The sequence below is a fragment of the Desulfomonilaceae bacterium genome (assembly GCA_041662605.1).
Taxonomy (GTDB): Bacteria; Desulfobacterota; Desulfomonilia; order Desulfomonilales; family Desulfomonilaceae; genus CAJBEZ01.
Map to the genome: position 1 here is coordinate 151,500 of JBAZSD010000003.1, position 17,099 is coordinate 168,598.

A 17,099-nucleotide genomic window follows, 5' to 3' on the forward strand; every position below is an offset into this window, starting at 1 on the left:
TCTGTTAAATGTCCAAGGGTTATAGTATTAGGCCGATAATCACTAATTTCAATTCTATATGTAGAACCCTGAACTACCATCCAGAGGCTTCAGCGCACATCCCGGTTGTTGGGTGTAAAACAAAATACAGGTTACTTTTGGTTGTATCCCCCGCAATCAGCCGTTGAAATAGAACTTTTGAACCTGGTTTCCCAGGTGGGATCCTGACGATTGTTTCAGGCTACCTACTTCGATGGCAGGCATGCTCACCACAATCGGGTACGGTTCCCAATTTTCGAGTGTTGGCTCAAAAATTTTCTATTTCTCACGAACTGCGCAGGGGAATCTTGACATCGGTCTCTTCAAGATCACAGGGAGTTAAGAGACCGTTTTGTTCTTCCTCCACTTTCTCGATTCCATCCTGAATCGTCTGCCTGCACTGGAAAAACTCATCAGTTACATTTAGCAAAGTAAGCACAGCGAGATCAAATGTAGTTACAACCTTTGATTTTTCCTTGATCTCTTCGGACCGAGCGTTGATAAAATCAACAAGCTTTTCTACATACTCTCCGGCCCCGTGACCGCGAACATTATATTGCCGGCCGAAGAGGGTCACTTTTACCGCTTGAAAGTCTTGGTCGTTTTCTGACTCGGAAAATCTTGAAACCACTCCTTGCCCTTGTTTCAGGTAAAAGCCTCCAACTACTCGAAATTCGTCTCTGACCACCCTTTGCCGTTTTTCATCTCGATCCACAAATCATTCAAAACTGCCTCAGAATCTAATTTAATTATATTTTATTAAGTGTTGGTGTCAAGCTATATCTGGACGGAAAACACCTGTTCAGGCTATGGTTTGTCCGCGTAACTAATAGATGTTATTTGTTAAATGGCTCGTCCAACAAAGACTTGCGTGTTGTTTCACTTCACAACCCCGGGTCCATTCCGACAAATGCGCAGGTCTCCCTGAGCTTTTCAATTTTTCTATGAAATGTGTTTCTACTTAGCCCCAAGCTGCGCGCGGCCCTGAGTTTGTTTCCTTGACTCCTCTCCAGCGCCTTTATGATAAGTCTTTTCTCGACCTCTCCCATTATGAGAGGATGAATTCCTTCCACATTATTGTCAACAAGATACTCGACCAACGAATCTAACGAATCTCCGATGCTCGTTTTCCAGAGGTCTCCAGAGCCTTGGTCATCGCTGGACTTTTCCGATCCAGCGGCAATTGGGCTGGTCGTTCTCTCCCCAAGTTTCATGGAATCCTTACCTTTCCAAAAAAATTTTCTATGAACGCCAGAACTCGTTCAGGGGCGTTCTCTCTGAACACCTGGAATCTGAATTCCGCAGCTCCGGGAATGGCTCTAGAATACCAACCCAAGTGTTTACGCATTTTTTGCACACCCTTCAAAATTCCATCCCACCTGACCTGATCTTCGAAGTGAGCAGCAATTATCTCACTCATGGAGTTTTCGAACTTTCCGACTGTCCAACCAAACATCTTCTCCAATATCTTTCTCGGGAACCAGGGACTTCCGAGAGCCCCCTTCCCTACCATAACACCATCGCATCCTGTTTTCTGTACCATTCTAATGGCGTCTTCAACATTTGACACCCCTCCATTGCCGATAACAGGAATGGACAACCTGTATTTGACCTCTCCTATCAAATCCAGAGATACAGGACCAGTATGGCCACCGGACTTACTTCTGCCATGAGCGATTATGGCGTCGGCGCCTTCATTTTCTGCCACTCTAGCCAATTCTGGAGCGATATTATTCTTTTCATCCCAACCTGTTCTCATTTTAACGGTAAGAGGTATTGATATCGAATTTCTAACGGAACTAATGATTCTGCCAGCCAACCCAAGATCTCGCATAAGGGCCACTCCACCTCCCGATCCTACCACCTGCCTGGCCGGACATCCCATATTGATGTCTACCGCAGACGCTGAGCCCTGATCTTCAATAATTCTTGCGCATTCAGCCATCATTTCCGGGTCCCTGCCAACGATTTGGAAAATAACCGGAACCCTGTGGTCCCTGATGTCCATTGTGGCCAAAATCTTATGAGCCCTTACAACTGCGTCACAACTGATCATCTCCGTCCACAAAGCTGACACGCCGAAGTGTTGAATCATCCTCCTAAATGGGGGATCAGTTATCCCCGCCATTGGAGCCATAAAAACAGCTCCATCCAGGTCTAGATTACCGATCTTCATTTTTGGAATTGGGGCCCTGTCCAAAACGAAGAGGAAAAACTTTTTGTTTCGACCTGGAAACAGCCAAAGAATTCGGAGGCACATCCCGGGTAATAGTGCTCCCTGCTCCTATGACGCTACCTGAACCTATTCGGACAGGAGCCACAAATTGCACGTCCGAACCCACAAAGCAGTTGTCCTCAATTATCGTAGGATGCTTTTTCTTTCCATCATAATTACATGTGATAGCGCCACAACCGATGTTCACATTTTCGCCTATATGACTGTCACCAAGATAAGTCAAATGAGCAGCTTTGGTTCCAACCCCTATGAATGTGTTCTTAACTTCTACGAAATTTCCTATTCTAGCGTTTCTCCCAATCTTCGCATTTGGCCTTAAATGGGCCATAGGGCCTATTGACACATCGTGCTGAACTTCGACTTTATCCAGTTTGGACCCCAAAAGAATACGCACTCTGTGCTCTATCTTGGAATCATTTATCAAACAACCTGGTTCCACCAGGCAGTCCTCTCCAATTGAAGTGTTTCCGGTTATCATTACATTGGGGCAAATTGTCGTGTCCGGACCAATGGATATTCCGAAATCTCCATAAAAGGATGACGGATCTTGGAGAGTGACTCCATCCGACATCAGTCTTAGTCGTATACGGTCCCACACAGCATGGTTGGCAACCGCTAAATCAGATCTACTGTTCACACCTACGACAACAGAAGAGTCTTCTGTGTTGCACGCATGAACCTTGACGCCGATTTTGTTAGCTTCCGAAACAACATCGGTGAGGTAATATTCCTTCTGACTGTTGTCAGCTTTAATTTTCCCCAGCAAGTTGAACAGCAGGGCGGCCTGAATAATGTATATACCGGTGTTTACTTCAAGGACAGTCTTCTCAGAATCGCTAGCGTCCTTTTCTTCAACTATTTTTGCCACGTAATCCGCGTCATCCCGTATGATTCGACCATAGCCAAAAGGGCTCTTTAGGTGAGTGGTGAATACGCTGAGCAAACTTGATCTCTCGTCGTGAAACCTCATAAAGCGTTCTAGAGTATCTGACCTGATGAGCGGAGTATCCCCGCACATTATCAACACGTGGCCCTCAAATTTTTCAAACAAAGCCGAACATTGCTTTACTGCGTGTCCGGTACCTAACTGCGGCTCCTGCTGCACAAAATCAAGATTCCGGGATTTAAACCGAAGCATAACCTCTTCTGCCTGATGGCCAACCACAACTACTGTTCTGTCAACGTCTAAACTCCTGACAGCGTCCAGAACGTAGGCTAGCATTGGCCTACCAGCAACTGGATGGAGCACTTTACAAAAATTCGACTTCATACGCGTTCCCTTGCCGGCAGCAAGGATAACAGCGCCATAATGTTTCATGTTTACGGATATCCATTCTATAGAAAGATCAAACTAGAAAATTATATTTTCGTAGAAGAAGTGTCAAGGTTAATTGGGCTCAGTGAAAGTAAGACGAACCTACATGTTCAAAAACATTTAACCTTTTTGCTGACGCGTGTTGTAAATTCGATCTCTTCTTCCCACTGCAAGGAATCGTCCAAAAATGTGTTAGAGTAAGAGGTCGAACCTGACTGAGAATTCTCTTCCTGGATCGAATTAACGACACGATACCAAATTCCCTAATCCGGAGTTAAGAAATTGATGCTGACAACCCTCAAATTTGCCGTTCTAGGTTCGGCCCATGAACCAACACATTCTGAAGTATCCAAGATGGCCTTTCAATTAGGTCGTGAGATCGCCAAAACAAAAGGTATAGTCCTTACAGGTGGTTGCCCGGGTTTGCCTCACAGGGCTTCTCTGGGAGCCAGAAGTGTTGGAGGATTAACCGTCGCTGTTTCCCCTGCCATGAACAGAAAGGAACATGTGGAGAAATATTGCTATCCTTATGACAGCGATGTCACGATGTTCACAGGAATGGGAAACAAGGGGCGAAACGTTATTCTGGTCAGGAGCGCTGATATTGCGCTGTTCATAGGTGGCGGCATCGGAACTCTCAACGAGTTTACTATAGCGTTTGATGAATTTACGGATGAAAAGGTTATAGGGATTTTATCCGGAAGTGGGGGAATATCAGACCAGTTGTCCGAAATTGCTTTGTGGTCGAAGAGAACTCCTGCAGCGCCATTTCTGATCGAATCGGACCCTACGGTTCTCGTTCTAAGAGTATTCCAAAAGTTTGCCAATAGAAATTGTCCTGATCTTAAATGAAATACCCGGACATCCCAAAGCGATACTTTGCCACCGACCTGTCACTGTTCAGATCTGAACTTGTTAAACATGGGGATCTTCAGACAGTTAAGGAGATAGGATCCGAACCGTCCCACGCAGTCATTCATGGCAAGGGAAAAATCTCTCTGTCTTTAATTCCTCGTTTTTCAAATCTCGAGTCTTACAATTCCCTGAGACTAACTCTTATCAACCGTTCAGAACATCTTATTCTTGTAGGACTTAATCTGATCCACGGAGCGGGTGTTCCTCAGAAAGACGGAGAAGGGATATCATTTTCCGGTGGCCGAGAGTTCCTTTATCCTGGAAGATTATGTTGTCTCAACTTTCCTGTAGAAAGTTTCGGAGCCTACGGAAAACCACGCGGATGGGAAAATATTTCCAAAATTGATCTGATTTTTGAGACTGAAAAATTCGCGGCCGCTCCAGGGGAATTTGAAATCGAATTTCGTGAGCTTGAGGCCGTAAAACGTCTTGTCCCAGCAGGCCCAAGACTGTCTCAAGATGGTCTGGAGCATCTGCTACTCAAGGAGATGGACTCTCATTCTTTCTCTAAGACTAATTTCAGCCCCAGCTCTCCCAGTCCGAATGGATCAAATGCTCGTCGCAAAACAAGCTGGGTTCCTTTCTCAGCGCAGGACCCGGGTTTATATGTAGAGCCGCCGCATTCTTTTCCGCTGGAAACGGCATTAGAGATACTAAACGGTAAAATAATGGGGCAATCCCTCCCGTCCGGGATTCCATGGCATGCCAATCCTACCGGCGAACTTGAATGGCCGCACTTTCTGAACCGCCATCATTTTCTCCGAACCCTGATTCAGGATTATGTGACCACGGGGAATAAATCATCCATGCAAATGGTCTTGAACGTCCTCGAAGATTGGATTCAAAATTGCCCTGTTCCTATAAACTCCAATGGAGGAGCAGGACCGACATGGGAAACACTAACAGTTGCGTGGAGATTGAGAGAATGGTTTTGGGTGAAGGGAATTTTATGGAATGCCGAATCATTCCCCAAAGCCGTCAAATCCTTAATGCTTCGCTCGGTCTGGGAACACGCTCGAAGCCTTATGGACCACCAGGGCCATCCGAACAACTGGATGATAGTTGAATCGGCGGCTCTTGCCTGTGCAGGCATGATTTTCCCAGAATTAAAACAGGCAAACCGATGGGTGGAAACGGGCATAAAAAGATTGGCCCAGGAACACGACAGACAATTTTTTGACGATTCGTCGCACTTTGAGATTTCTACGCTTTATCACGCGATCTGTATCCACTCGATTCTTGAAGTGAGGATTGTGGCTGAAGCCGTTGGTGTCCCTTTGCCCCTGCTATTTTATGAGCCGCTGGAAAAGAGTTTTCAATATTTAATGGATATAGCGAGACCCGATTTTACGTGGCCTTCTATAAATGATTCAGGGAGTTTTGATAGGGACTACTGTCAACTCTTCGCCAGAGCGGCTCACATATTCAACAGATCGGATTTTAAGTGGGTAGCTACCAAAGGGATTAAAGGGGAACCTCCCAACCGGAATTTTTGTTGTTTCCCAGATTCGGGTATATGCGTGATAAAAGGAACTGAAAAAAAAGAGAAAAAATGGGGCCTATTTAGAGCTGGACCAGCCGGAGCTTTTCACGTCCACAACGATGTCCTTTCAATAGAAATCTTTGATAGAAAATTCCCATGGTTGGTCGATCCCGGAATAACCAAGTATGCTCCAGATCCTTTAACCTCAAAGTATCGGTCAGGCTTGTTCCACAATATTCTAACTGTTGACGGTGTCGAACCGACGAGATCTACTGCGAGAATTTCCGAACGAATCAAATCAGTCCGAGACAAAATTCAGGCTTTCGAAAAAGAGAATTCTATCGCTGTTTTTGGCGTTTCCCATGAATTGCTCGACAAGCACGGCAATAGTTGTTCACTGGAACGAGGCCTCGTTCTTTATAGAAACTCATTCTGGGTTCTTTTTGAACACGTCTCAGGAAAAGGGATTCATGACATTGTTCATAACTGGCAGTTTTCCCATCATGTAAAAAGCGTCCGGTTGGCCGAACCATTTAAAATAATCGCATCCAATGAATACTCGCAATTAGTTATCGAGAAGTTAATGCCCGACGAACCCAGCAAGTTCGACACTGTGAGAGGCGGTATCAATCCTCTTAGAGGATGGGTTTCGGTAGGAGGGACTGACAAAGCGTCTTATTCGGTCCGTTGTAAAACACTAATAGAACTGCCCGCTCTTTTCTGCTGGACAATTCATGGATGCTGGAATTCCAACTAGACATCAGAACAGGAAGGCATGAAATGCCATCAGTTTGCCAACAACCATCATTATGATGACAACGACGACAGAGAGAACGATTATCAACGGTAACATGATTGAGATTACAGCTCTACCGGTTCCTATCAGGAATCCTTCTCTCAGACCTATCACCAAAATGACAAACTGCCAAATCCCGGCGATCAGCCAACCTACAAATGGAATTGAGCGAAAGATTTCAGGCCCAAAACAGTAACAGCTTATCCTAAATGTCGATTCCAGAGAGGCGCTTCGAACTCCAAGAACCATCAGGCAAAGAAACAAGAGAAGAGGATGCAGAAAAATTCCCAGAATCAGCATCAACAGCATATACATAAGGCTCCCTATTCTTGAGCCCACCATCATTCCTTCGGGCATCATCAAAGGTAATGCTGTTGAATTGGTCATAACAGAAAAAGTGTATCCGATCACAATAGAAACACTTGATATTACGAGAGCATAAAGAAACGGAAGCTTGTAGCCCCCCTGAAGCGGCAAGCGCTTGAAAAAATTGGTTGAATCGAACAAAGACTGCTTAAACGTCTCTATTAAACCTCGAGTAAAGCCGAGCCCCTCTTCGTCCTCCCAAGGGCAATATCCTTTGAAGCCAGCAGAACTTGAACCGGACGGAGGGCTTTGCTCAAAAAATTCTGTCTGTTCGCCCACGTCAGTCTTTCCAAAACAATCCTCACACAATTCAGTGGGCCTCAGATAAGGATTAAACTCTTTCCCGCACTTTGGACAAATCACTGTCGCCTCCTCGCGAATTCATTTTGAAATCACGAGATCATCATGACTAACAAACTTACGTTTTTCAAAAGACATCCGCAGAGAATTTATAGATTTCGGTCCCAGGATCTTTCCATGCGTCCCTAGGTAGACACGCTTTTCGGCATGTCTCTTCCAAAAAAGTAATTCGATCCCAATTACGCTCCGTTGCGACCTGAGGCAAAAGCAGCCCTGAACAAGCGCCATGTTTCACAAGAATACCATCAACACCGACTTGAATTTCATCAACATCTTTGACTCTTTGAAAAGGTGTAAGGACAGATATTTCATAATCCAGGAAATCCAATTCATCCGCGCATATCGGTCTAAATCGAGGATCCTTGAAAGCCGCGGCTTCAGCCATTTCTTCTATCGTCTCACAAAGTGGCTTGCTGGCGTTTAGCCATCCTATGCACCCCCGGAGCATACCTTTTTTATAAATCGTTACAAATGCGCCACATTTTTCCTTAAGTCTTTCAGATTTTGGCTCATATCGCTCGGTCTTCAGGCCCTTACATCTACATTCAATAACCTTCTCAACTAATCTCAGAAGGTCATTTTTTTCTTCGTCAGTCAATCCCATGTCAACGCCGACTTGTTTTTTTCTGGAGCTCATGGCATTCACCCTGTAGCCTTCAAAGTAAGTTTAATAATGATTGGAAATCACGGAAACAATGGGAGCGCTGTCAATGCCGTGTTTTCTTCAAAACCGAACATTAGGTTCATATTCTGGACAGCTACTCCAGAAGCCCCTTTCACGAGATTGTCAATCGCAACCATAATCACTGCGTAATCGGTTCGTACGTCAATCTCCACCGAAATATGAGCTTGATTTGAACCTCTCACTCGAGATGTGTCAGGAAATATTCCGTGGGGTAGGACCGTTATAAAGTCCTCATCTTCGTAGAATTCGCAGAAGACTTCTCTTAAATGTTCGGATTTTAATAGTGGGTCGGTCTTCAAGTAAATTGTGCTGACCATTCCACGACTCACAGGAATGAGATGTGGGGTAAACCTGACAGTAACCTTATTTCCTGCCAACAAAGAAAGTTCCTGTTCCATTTCAGGGATGTGTCTATGGCCTAATACTCCATAGGGCTTGAAGCCCTCACCCGATTCACAAAAGCTAGTATTGAGTTTAGCTCCTCGACCCGCTCCTGAGATTCCGGACTTGGAATCTACAATGGGACACGAAGTATCTACTCCCGGCAGCCCGATGGTCGGAGCCACCCCTAATATCACCGTGGAGGGGTAACAACCGGGATTCGCTATTAGCTCAGATCTTTTAATTTCCTCTCTGCGAATCTCCGGTAGCCCATATATCGATCTGCCCAGTAGATCCGGGTCCTTGTGCTTCCCGTACCACTGCTCATACGTCCCGAGGTCTTTGAGACGAAAATCCGCTGATAGATCTATAACCCTGACACCAGCATTGAGCAGTTTACGGGCGGCTATGGCAGAATCCCCGTGAGGGAGAGCCAAGAAAGCCACATCGGCTTTGGGCGACTCTAAGAGATCGTCAAGCTCAATAAGGGGAAAATCGTTTTTCTTGGAAATGTATGGAAAAATGGCGCTAGCTCTTTGTTTCGACCATGTCCTCGAACTGCCGCCTTCTATGCGAACTTCCGGATGGCTGGAAAGGATTCTGATCAACTCAATACCGGTATAACCGGTCGCTCCAAATATTAAAGCGCTTAACATGGTTAGAACTTTAAACTCCCTTAGGATTCTCTTCTGTAATTCGGGGCTTCCTTAGTTATTACAACATCATGGACGTGTGACTCTTTCAGTCCAGAGGCGGTTACTTTTACAAACGTTGCTTTTAACCTAAGTTCATCTAAAGTCTTTGCCCCAAGATACCCCATCCCGGCTTTGAGACCTCCAATAAGCTGAGTGATCGAATCTGCGACAGGGCCCTTGGCAGGTACCATACCCACAATTCCTTCAGGTACTAGCTTATGCTCTTGCACTCCCTCGTGCTGACCATAACGATCACGTGAGCCATCTTTCATGGCTTCCAGAGATCCCATCCCTCGATAGGACTTGTAGGATCGTCCCTGGTAGAGGACCGACTCTCCGGGGCTCTCATCAGTGCCAGCCAGGAGGCCGCCGATCATGACTGTATTAGCACCCGCTGCGATCGCCTTTGTGACATCTCCAGAATATTTTACGCCACCATCGGCAATCATGGGTATCCCCAATTCGTTTGCTACCTTTGAACATTCGATGATCGCGGATACCTGCGGCACTCCTACGCCAGCTACAATTCGCGTCGTACAGATAGACCCAGGACCAACTCCCAGCTTAACTCCGTCCGCTCCCGCCTTCACAAGATCACGGACAGCCTCGGGAGTAGCTATGTTTCCGCCTATCACCTGGCAGTTTTTGTAGTTTGCCTTTATGTCACCAATAGCCTCAATCACATTTTTTGAATGACCATGTGAAGTGTCTACCACAATGACGTCGACTCCTCGCCTTATAAGCGCTTCCACTCGTTCTTCTCGATCAGGCCCAACGCCGACAGCTGCGCCTACCCGAAGCCTACCGAACTCATCTTTCGCAGAACTCGGGTACATGATCGCCTTTTGAATATCCTTTATAGTAATAAGTCCCTTAACGCGATTCTCGCTGTCAACGACTACCAATTTCTCAATTCGATGCTTGTGAAGGAGGGCCTTGGATTCCTCAATACCTATTTTCTCATCGACTGTGATCAGGTTGTCTTTGGTCATCACTTCTTCGACTTTGAGATCGAGGTCTTCGATAAAACGGAGGTCCCTATTGGTGAGTATACCTTTGAGATAGCCCTTAACCGTTACAGGCACTCCGGAGATGTGATATTTTTTCATTATTTGAAGAGCATCCGATATCTTTTGCTCTGGGTGTATAGTTATCGGATCTACGATCATACCGGACTCTGATCTCTTTACCCGATCAACCTCCCGAACCTGCTCGGGAATTCCCAAATTGCGATGGATGATGCCTATCCCTCCTTGACGAGCCAGACTGATAGCCATCTCCGATTCCGTAACCGTATCCATCGCAGCGCTAACGATTGGAATATTCAAGGCAATCGTTGACGTAAGACTGGTTTGAACGTCAACTTCGGAGGGTAACAACTCCGAGTAGCAGGGAACTAGAAAAACATCATCAAAAGTCAAAGATTCATGGACAACCATCAATAACTCTCCATCTTAGTCTAAGTGTTGTTCAGGTTCTGGTCCTTAACCAAGGTTAATTTCAAACAACCTAAGAAAAAATAATAAAACTCAGTCAATAGGTTTTACACGACTTGAATATTTTAACCAAATTTCTATCAACGCGGAATCGGCGCTTGATTTCTGGTCGTAGCAATGTATTCCATTCCTTTCATTAGGCTTTTGGAAGCTGAATCCATGAAAAGATCAAGATAACTGGGCCACCTTTTCTTCGGGTACTCGAGTTCAGGCTCTCCCTTAATTCCACCCAAATTTGCTGCGACTTTCACAGCGTCGTAGAAATTCCCCATCGAATCAACCAACCCCAATTCCTTAGCAGACTGTCCCGTAAAAAATCTGCCATCAGCTATTTCACGTAACTTATCCTCTTCAATTTTTCCCTTGCGGCCTTGAAGCACATCAGAAATGAACTGCTCATGAACTTCTTTGGCAAAATTTTGAAGTATGTCCCTCTCTTGATCGTCCAGAGGCTTGATCCCAGATCCGATGTCTTTGAAAGCGCCGGCCTTGATCACATTTACATTTACACCAATCTTTTCGATGACTTTATGTATATCCGGCAGCATCATTATCACCCCTATGCTACCAGTGATTGAGCCTTTTGAACACACAATCCTGTCGGCGCTGGAGGCGATATAATAGGCCGCTGAAGCTCCCACCGTTTCAATGGAGGCCACAACTGGTTTCTTCTTTCTGACTTTTTCAATTTCCCTGTAGATCTCTTGAGCAGGAGCGACTGTTCCTCCCGGTGAATTGATCCTCAACAGAATCGCTCTTATAGAGGATTTCTTTCTGAACTTTTTCATTTCCTTGAGAGTTTCGTCACAAGTCAGAATTGTTCCTTCTATAGTTATTACCCCAATCTTGTTTCCATAATCCAGGATTTCAGAAATTCCAGAAGATCGGTCTTCAGTATCTAGAAAGCGGGACAGCGTCATTACAATAATAACAAAAATTACCATTACGGCCATAACGAAAGCCAAAGAAACACCAAGCCTGGATTTTTTCATTTAATTCTCACCCGCTGAAATCGAGAGGCGTCATTCTTCATAGAAGTTTAACCTAAATAATTGGAAAAGAAAAAATTATCAGAAAATAGTTGCTGTCGCAAGTAACGTTCCGTCATTAATTCAATTCGATGGAAAGAAGTAGTGAAATATACGCTTACCAATCCATTCGTGCCTTCAAAACATCAAGAAGCTTCTCGTTAGAGTCCAAAACTCTCGTCGCTTCGCGCCCGGTCATCCCCGACCCTCTCAACACAACGTCAGCCTTTTGGTCGGTGATAAGGTTGTCAGGAGTATGAGTATCCGTATTGATAACCAGTTGGGCGCCACTTTCCAAAGCCATCCTGAAAACGTGGCCGTTTGTTAGACTATGGCCAGATCTGCATGTGATTTCCAAAAAAACATTTTTCTGTTTGGCGAGGGTTGCGTCTTCTTCCGAAATCATGCCGGGATGGGCAAGTATATCCGTTTCAGCCAAAATCGCCGCATGATTTGTCCCTGGGGCCACCGGCTCCACGGGGGATTCCCCATGAGTAATGACCAATACTGCTCCATGTTTTCTGGCCTCAACAATTAACTCTGCTATCTGAGCAGGCGGAGCGTGGGTAATTTCAACCCCTGGAACAACGAATACTCTCTGATTCTTATTTAGCTCCTGCGCAACCCGAACAATTCTTGGAACCACGAATTCCAAATTTGACGAGTCGACGTGGTCTGTCAAGCCTATGGCGCGGTAACCCATTACTTCCGCCCTCCTAACTAACTCGCTCGGCACTAGAACTCCATCGCTAAACAGTGTGTGAGTGTGAAAATCTATCATGCTCAAAATCCTCCTCTGTGTATGGGGATCATCCAATACGGCTGCTTATGATCCGAGCAAAAAGGGCTTCCAATAATCAAGCTTATAATCTAGAATTCAAGTCTCAGGCAAGCGCCTGTTTCAGATCGAGACCGAAAAATTATTGAGCCGTCCTAATTTAACGAGATCCGACCATTATGTTATGTTTAAGTTAACAATTATTAAGAGGTAAACAACGTGTGCGGAATTGCCGGTTTCCTGAGTAATGAGGTATGGAAGAAAAATAGTGATCTTAACTGGATCGAACACACTATAGGGCCGCTTTCCGGGATGCCAGTCGGATCGTTTGAAATGTCCACATTGCGCGAGTCCGTTGACCACCTGATCCAGCATTTCGATCAATTGATGGAGTTTTCGTTTCATTTTTCCCTAGTTTCTGATGCTGAGTTCTTTTCCAAGGTTGAGTACCTGGCCGAATTATTGGAAAAGGCTCTCGAACGCCTATCGAAAGAACCCTCAACAGAAGAAATTGAATCTCTTAGCCAAGATATAGGTGACTTCATCTGGCAGATTAGGGCGGAAGTAATTAAAAATGTCGCACGTACCAATGAACTAATCAACCCAGATCATCTCTCAAAAGGATCGGGTCGCCCCCAACGGTTTGTGGCCTGGGCAATAGAAAGAGTACTCGAGAATATCGATAGACTTGAAGTCAGAGGACGAGATTCAGCCGGCATATCAATTCAAATTATGACGGCTGGAGATTCTTTAGTTAAGGAATTGGGAATAGACAAGGTTCTCAAGAAAAATTCGCGAATAAAAAATGGAGTCAGCATCAGTTTTCAAGGGGTCAAGTTGCCGTCCAGACGGCTATCCCTCAACTTCTCTTACAAAGTGGCAAACCTTGTAGGTCATCTGGGTGACAACACCAAGCACATAAGAAACGCTGTGAGAAATGATGAACTATTGTGGGATATCTCGGCGCTAACCCATAAAATCAATATAATAGCGCATACGAGGTGGGCTTCTAACGGCATCATAAGTCTCTCCAACTGTCATCCCGTAGACGGGGAATTATATAAGAAAGAGGATATTCAATCGATAGATGATAGGAACGCTCAGTTTGTTCTGAATGGTGATGTGGACAACTATCATTATCTTGTTGAAAACTTTGTCCATTCTCGGGAATATCAAATCGAGCCTTCAGTGACTACCGACGCGAAAATCCTTCCCGTTTTCTACAGGCTGGGGACAAGCCTTTCCCAGCCTCATTTCAAAAGATTCGCCGAATTGATGAATAGTTGCGATGGATCTCTTGCGGTAGTAATGCAACACCCTTTGTTTCCTGATCAACTGGTCATGGGGCAGAAGGGGAGCGGACAGAGCCTATTCATAGGTGAACCCATTGACGGTTTTATACTGGCATCCGAGGTCTACGGTTTAGCCGCCTGGACAAGAAAGTCCATGGCTCTGTCCGGTGTTGAAAAAGGTGGATCAGAGGTAGTCATCTCCACTGAATCGGGTCTTGACCTCCAGTCCTATTTCCTGGAAGACGGCTCCCCGTTTAAAATTAAAAAAGAGCCTATTTATATCCATTCGAGGGATATCTACAGGGGCGATTTCGCTTATTATTTCGAGAAGGAAATTCACGAGGCTCCTTCAAGTATAAGAAAAACAATAAAGGGCAAATACAAAAAAAAGGGTAGGGAGATAGAATTCGTGGATGGCGGGCACGGGGCATTTGAATCACTGGTGTCCAGACTCCGTGATACCACTAAGCCACGAATAAAGAGAATCATGGTAATTGGTCAGGGAACTGCGTCCGTCGCAGCCAAGGGAGTCGCATATCTCATTGAAAAGGCCATTGAGGGCCTGGGAATCCTTGTGAGATCTTGCAAGGCCTCTGAACTGTCCGGTTTCTTCCCTGAGCAATCTCTTAACGACATGTTACTTATAGCTATCTCGCAGAGCGGAACAACTACAGACACGAATAGAACGGTTGATGTGGCCTCCGCCCAGGGCGCCTGGATTCATGCAATTGTGAACAGACGTAATTCTCCCCTCGTTTCAAAATCCAATTCCCACTTTTATACCAGTGATGGTCGCGATGTAGAAATGGCCGTTGCGTCAACCAAGGCTTTTTATTCACAAATAGCCGCTGGAAAAGTGACAGCGATGCTCCTGGCAAAAGAATTCAACAGTTTGTCGGATGAACAGATCTATCAGGAAGTTTGTTCTCTCGAAGAATTACCGGACTTGATAGAGTCTGTGCTGAAACAGGGTCAGAAAATAAAACGTTCGGCCGAGCTTTACGGACCCAGCAGCAGAAACTGGGCCGTTGTCGGTAATGGGCCAAATAAAATAGCGGCAGATGAAATCAGAATTAAACTCAGTGAACTCTGCTATAAATCAATACCTTGCGACTTCACGGAAGACAAGAAGCATATCGACCTTTCCACAGAACCTCTCACATTGGTCGTAGCGAATGATCTTCCGGATCAAATTGTTCAGGACACCGCCAAGGAAGTTGCAATATTCAAGGCCCACTCCGGAAAACCCTTGGTTTTTTGCGCTGAAGGAGAAAAACGCTTTCTCGACCACGCTGAAAGTATTGTGGAATTGCCTGTTGTGGGCGCTGGGCTCGACTTTGTAACAGCGACAGTAGCGGGCCACCTCTGGGGTTTTCATGCCGCAAAGGCTATTGATACCCAGGCCAAGAGTCTGAGAGATATTAGATCTTTGTTGACGACATTTCTCGAGCGACCCGAAACGTGGAACGGTCTTGATGTTCAAAAAGGATTCCAAACCGCCATGAAATCAATTTCCAATGGCGAGATGAACGCGTCGCTCCCGGCTTCCACAGCGGCCGCAATGGCCCTCTATTCGGATAAGCTGCTTCTGAGCGATGAAACGCCGGAAGATCGTGAACTTCTCATCAATGAGGGGATTTTGACTCTCAGCAAAGCTGTAGACGAAATGACTCGGCCAATAGACTCCATTCGGCACCAGGCTAAAACTGTTACTGTGGGTATTTCTCGACCTCAGGATTCACTCCCCTCAATATTGTTAAAAGCACTCGAGATTTTGGGCGCTCAACCTGGGTGGCTAAAGGAACAAGACAAGAGAGTTCTTAAAGTTCTCTCCCAAGTGATTGAGAATGTAAAGGGAGGTATGCTTTACAAAGTGGGAGATTCCGGTAAACCTACCGAATCGACCGGTGAAATTGCCCCAATACAGGTTATTGCAAAATATGGACACTCTGATGGGAAACCATCTCGATATGATACTCCAAACCCAGCAGGTGGAAGTAAGAGAACCGCGTTAAGACTTCGTAGGGCTGTCTGGAGCTCAGGAAAAGGTGGCCAGGAAAGTCTTCTGGTCCTTCCACTTTTCGGAGATAATTCCAGTGATTGCCAATACCTAGCTCTATTGCATGTGGAATTCGCAACTAGAGCTTCTGTCTCACAGAAGATAAACGTTCTTAGGGCGCTAGGCGGAAGATTTCATGATGTTGTGGAAAAACTTGAGGAACAAGCCAGTTCCTGTTCCATAGAAGATTTTGCGCAAAGAATAGCGCCTAGAGACCTTGTTTTGGCTTCCATAGATTCGCTGGTCCTGGCAGTATCCTGCTAAACATCAGCAAGATCTGTCGGATCAGTTTTATTTTTAGATCGACTCTCAATATTTCCAGCTCTGTACCAAGCCCTCTATCCTGAAGGGCTCGGTACCCTCTTACTAGACGAGTCTGAATTCTCCGTTGACTTTTCACAATAATCATATTACAATTCAATTTGTTATTTATATTAGTTAAAGTAATGGATTAAGTTAGCCTTGCGGAGCCCCGTTATGTTAATTTAGCCAATAAGTATCACAAATCAATACTTATCGCTATTTATTCAGGTAAAGCGGTCTCACATCAGAGGGCGTTCATGGATGGCGGCGCAGTGAAAAGGTTGCGATCAAAACAATTACTTGTAGATTTTAAAAGTCGAATTAAAACTCTCTCTGGGATGTCCCTGGTCATTTTATCGTTTTGGATGCCAGCTACAAGTTTTGCAGAGAATTCTTTCTGCCCCACAAATGACCAAGCCCATCGGATGGCTGGAAACCCAATAAATCCAACAATCAACGTTCCTTCGCTATCTTGGGGCAAAATAGTCGATACACCCTCCGGAACAAAAAAATACTACGGCGAACGAGATCTCGTCTATATAAAGATTGCGGATACAAAACGTGGACTGATCCGGGAAGGCGATCGTTTTTGCATCATAAACGAGACAAGGCATTCAAACGATTTGAATCATCGGGTAGTGGGATCCAACTCTCAAGGTAGAATTCTGGGCCAAATAGAGATCACAAGTGTTGGCTGTGACCTAATCATGGGGATAATCCTGGATTGCGGCTCATCGATTATCAAAGGTAGCGAGATAGCTCCAATTTCACTTCCCGAACCTTCCCATTTTTCAGACGCTGATCTATTTTTATCAATTGACGGCCACACGAGTTGAACACAGACAAAGAAAATTTCATGCTTTGCCATTGACAAGCATACCTGATAACGCTCC

Annotated in this window: 13 protein-coding genes and 1 other RNA gene; 4 read left to right on the forward strand and 10 right to left on the reverse strand. The window is 45.3% G+C overall.

What is annotated here, in order from left to right; translation table 11 throughout:
• Window positions 1–143: 143 nt before the first annotated feature.
• The 4 genes from ssrS to glmU all read right to left on the reverse strand — a co-directional run bounded on the left by ssrS (window position 144) and on the right by glmU (window position 3,572).
• Window positions 144–325: non-coding RNA, 6S RNA (gene ssrS / locus WC647_03555), on the reverse strand.
• Between the two features lie 577 nt (window positions 326–902).
• A complete protein-coding gene (locus WC647_03560) occupies window positions 903–1,232 on the reverse strand; it encodes a helix-turn-helix domain-containing protein (GenBank protein ID MFA6221369.1) in 330 nt (109 codons plus the stop codon).
• A complete protein-coding gene (locus WC647_03565) occupies window positions 1,229–2,155 on the reverse strand; it encodes a tRNA-dihydrouridine synthase (GenBank protein MFA6221370.1) in 927 nt (308 codons plus the stop codon). Before WC647_03565 ends, WC647_03560 begins: the two co-directional genes overlap by 4 nt.
• A gap of 25 nt (window positions 2,156–2,180) precedes the next feature.
• Window positions 2,181–3,572 carry a bifunctional UDP-N-acetylglucosamine diphosphorylase/glucosamine-1-phosphate N-acetyltransferase GlmU gene (gene glmU / locus WC647_03570; GenBank protein ID MFA6221371.1) on the reverse strand — a complete coding sequence of 464 codons (1,392 nt, stop codon included), beginning with the start codon at window positions 3,570–3,572 and terminating at the stop codon, window positions 2,181–2,183.
• Between the two features lie 282 nt (window positions 3,573–3,854).
• On the opposite strand from glmU, the gene WC647_03575 reads away from it, so the two are divergent.
• The gene (locus tag WC647_03575) at window positions 3,855–4,421 is read left to right on the forward strand and encodes a hypothetical protein (protein ID MFA6221372.1); all 567 of its coding nucleotides are present in this window, start codon (window positions 3,855–3,857) and stop codon (window positions 4,419–4,421) included.
• Complete coding sequence (locus WC647_03580; protein ID MFA6221373.1) at window positions 4,418–6,724, forward strand: heparinase II/III family protein; 2,307 nt, start codon at window positions 4,418–4,420, stop codon at window positions 6,722–6,724. Before WC647_03575 ends, WC647_03580 begins: the two co-directional genes overlap by 4 nt.
• A 3-nt stretch (window positions 6,725–6,727) precedes the next feature.
• Here WC647_03580 and WC647_03585 read toward each other — a convergent pair whose 3' ends face one another.
• From WC647_03585 to WC647_03610, 6 genes are all read right to left on the reverse strand, one after another.
• Complete coding sequence (locus WC647_03585) at window positions 6,728–7,492, reverse strand: YIP1 family protein (GenBank protein ID MFA6221374.1); 765 nt, start codon at window positions 7,490–7,492, stop codon at window positions 6,728–6,730.
• A 64-nt stretch (window positions 7,493–7,556) separates the two neighbouring features.
• Window positions 7,557–8,126, reverse strand: coding sequence for an AmmeMemoRadiSam system protein A (gene amrA / locus WC647_03590; GenBank protein ID MFA6221375.1), 570 nt, complete (start codon window positions 8,124–8,126; stop codon window positions 7,557–7,559).
• Between the two features lie 47 nt (window positions 8,127–8,173).
• Window positions 8,174–9,211 carry an N-acetyl-gamma-glutamyl-phosphate reductase gene (gene argC, locus WC647_03595; protein MFA6221376.1) on the reverse strand — a complete coding sequence of 346 codons (1,038 nt, stop codon included), beginning with the start codon at window positions 9,209–9,211 and terminating at the stop codon, window positions 8,174–8,176.
• A gap of 20 nt (window positions 9,212–9,231) precedes the next feature.
• The gene (gene guaB, locus WC647_03600; protein MFA6221377.1) at window positions 9,232–10,689 is read right to left on the reverse strand and encodes an IMP dehydrogenase; all 1,458 of its coding nucleotides are present in this window, start codon (window positions 10,687–10,689) and stop codon (window positions 9,232–9,234) included.
• 137 nt (window positions 10,690–10,826) lie between these two features.
• Complete coding sequence (gene sppA / locus WC647_03605) at window positions 10,827–11,738, reverse strand: signal peptide peptidase SppA (protein MFA6221378.1); 912 nt, start codon at window positions 11,736–11,738, stop codon at window positions 10,827–10,829.
• Between the two features lie 154 nt (window positions 11,739–11,892).
• Complete coding sequence (locus WC647_03610) at window positions 11,893–12,555, reverse strand: histidinol phosphate phosphatase domain-containing protein (GenBank protein MFA6221379.1); 663 nt, start codon at window positions 12,553–12,555, stop codon at window positions 11,893–11,895.
• A 216-nt stretch (window positions 12,556–12,771) separates the two neighbouring features.
• Here WC647_03610 and WC647_03615 point away from each other — a divergent pair, with 216 nt between their 5' ends.
• Together WC647_03615 and WC647_03620 are read left to right on the forward strand one after the other, a co-directional pair.
• Window positions 12,772–16,167, forward strand: a complete 3,396-nt coding sequence (locus tag WC647_03615) for an SIS domain-containing protein (GenBank protein MFA6221380.1) — start codon at window positions 12,772–12,774, stop codon at window positions 16,165–16,167.
• Window positions 16,168–16,463: 296 nt separating this feature from the next.
• A complete protein-coding gene (locus WC647_03620; protein ID MFA6221381.1) occupies window positions 16,464–17,042 on the forward strand; it encodes a hypothetical protein in 579 nt (192 codons plus the stop codon).
• Window positions 17,043–17,099 lie beyond the last annotated feature (57 nt).

Excerpts from the sequence above, each read along its gene's own strand:
- WC647_03560 (MFA6221369.1), bottom strand. The coding sequence starts at position 1,232 with ATGAAACTTGGGGAGAGAACGACCAGCCCAATTGCCGCTGGATCGGAA.
- WC647_03565 (MFA6221370.1), bottom strand. The coding sequence starts at position 2,155 with ATGGCTCCAATGGCGGGGATAACTGATCCCCCATTTAGGAGGATGATT.
- glmU (MFA6221371.1), bottom strand. The coding sequence starts at position 3,572 with ATGAAACATTATGGCGCTGTTATCCTTGCTGCCGGCAAGGGAACGCGT.
- WC647_03575 (MFA6221372.1), top strand. The coding sequence starts at position 3,855 with ATGCTGACAACCCTCAAATTTGCCGTTCTAGGTTCGGCCCATGAACCA.
- WC647_03580 (MFA6221373.1), top strand. The coding sequence starts at position 4,418 with ATGAAATACCCGGACATCCCAAAGCGATACTTTGCCACCGACCTGTCA.
- amrA (MFA6221375.1), bottom strand. The coding sequence starts at position 8,126 with ATGAGCTCCAGAAAAAAACAAGTCGGCGTTGACATGGGATTGACTGAC.
- argC (MFA6221376.1), bottom strand. The coding sequence starts at position 9,211 with ATGTTAAGCGCTTTAATATTTGGAGCGACCGGTTATACCGGTATTGAG.
- guaB (MFA6221377.1), bottom strand. The coding sequence starts at position 10,689 with ATGGTTGTCCATGAATCTTTGACTTTTGATGATGTTTTTCTAGTTCCC.
- sppA (MFA6221378.1), bottom strand. The coding sequence starts at position 11,738 with ATGAAAAAATCCAGGCTTGGTGTTTCTTTGGCTTTCGTTATGGCCGTA.
- WC647_03610 (MFA6221379.1), bottom strand. The coding sequence starts at position 12,555 with ATGATAGATTTTCACACTCACACACTGTTTAGCGATGGAGTTCTAGTG.
- WC647_03620 (MFA6221381.1), top strand. The coding sequence starts at position 16,464 with ATGGATGGCGGCGCAGTGAAAAGGTTGCGATCAAAACAATTACTTGTA.